Annotated in this window: 1 protein-coding gene and 1 pseudogene; both read right to left on the bottom strand. The window is 65.9% G+C overall.

What is annotated here, in order from left to right; genetic code table 11:
- Window positions 1–779: pseudogene (locus ACFVX4_RS42165) on the bottom strand (protein phosphatase); the annotation flags it as partial.
- The coding region (locus tag ACFVX4_RS42170) for a DUF6507 family protein (RefSeq protein ID WP_389988871.1) at window positions 776–1,192 on the bottom strand (417 nt) is incomplete at its 5' end. The gene ACFVX4_RS42170 and the pseudogene ACFVX4_RS42165, both read right to left, overlap by 4 nt.

Consider the following 1,192-nt stretch of genomic DNA (forward strand, 5'->3'; position numbering starts at 1 on the left):
AGGGTCGAGGCGCCGGGGATCGCGCTGATCGCGAGGCCGGTCGCGAGCTGGGCCAGGCCCTTCCAGGCCTGTCCCATCGCGTCCCAGCCACCGAACCCGACCAGGGTGCCCAGGCCCTTGATGGTGCCCCAGATCCCGTCGACGATCAGCCCGTCCCACACGAACGACTTGACCCAGTGGCCGACCTCGTACCAGTGGTGCTTCTCCTCGACCGGGTCGCCCCAGGGAAGTTTCGCGTTCTTCAGGTCGTCCGCGTCGAACCCGTACTGGTCCTTGCGCTCGGACCCGTCCCCGGCGACCATCTGCGTCCCGCCGAACAACGCGGTGATCTTGTTGTGACAGGTCCGCTCCGCCGCCCAGAACGCGGCGACCGTCGCGGTGATGTCATCGCGGAGCTGATTGTGCTCCTCGACCTTGTCCCCGTCGTACTCCCAGTCGTCATCGTCCTTGTTGTCGTTCACGAACGTCGTCGCGTCCGCCTTCAGCTGCTCGAGCTTCGTGACCAGCGGACGGATCTCCGTCGCATAGTCCGACAACGACGAAGCGACCTTCTCCAGACCGTCCGCGAACCCGTCCGCCCGGTCCTGCACCGGCTTCGTCGACGCGAACAACTGCTCCGCCTCAGGAGCCTTGTAATACGCCGACAACGCCTGGAAATGCGTATGGACGGACGAACCGGTGTCCCGGATATGACCCGCATCCGCCGTCAGGCTCGCATGGTCCTTCTCCAGCTGACCCAGATCACCCGTGTACTGCGGAATCGCCTCAGGCTTGATCACCGCGACTGCACCCCCGGCCTCTTCGGATCCAGATCCACCGCACCCAACGCCTTGCGCTGCGCCTCGGCCGCCATGTCCAGGTCACCGTTCAGGTACGCGGTCGTGGCATCCACCGCACCGGTCAGCGACTTCCCCGCCCGTGCCGCGATGAACTTCAGATCCGCAGTGGTGTGCTCCGCGAACTGCGACAACGCCAACGCGACCAGACCACCCACGGCCTGCTCCCCGTCCTTGCCACCACCACCACCGCCACCACCGCCACCACCGTCGCCGCCCTCGGCGGTGATCGTGCCCGCACTCGACGCCGCCGACGACAGATGATCCCCGTACGACGTCGCATGCGTCTGAATCTTCGACGCGATCTCACCCGTCGTCTTCAGCACACCCTGAATACCCTGCGGCTTCAGATCCCA

This window comes from Streptomyces sp. NPDC058240 (assembly GCF_042882135.1).
Taxonomy (GTDB): Bacteria; Actinomycetota; Actinomycetes; order Streptomycetales; family Streptomycetaceae; genus Streptomyces.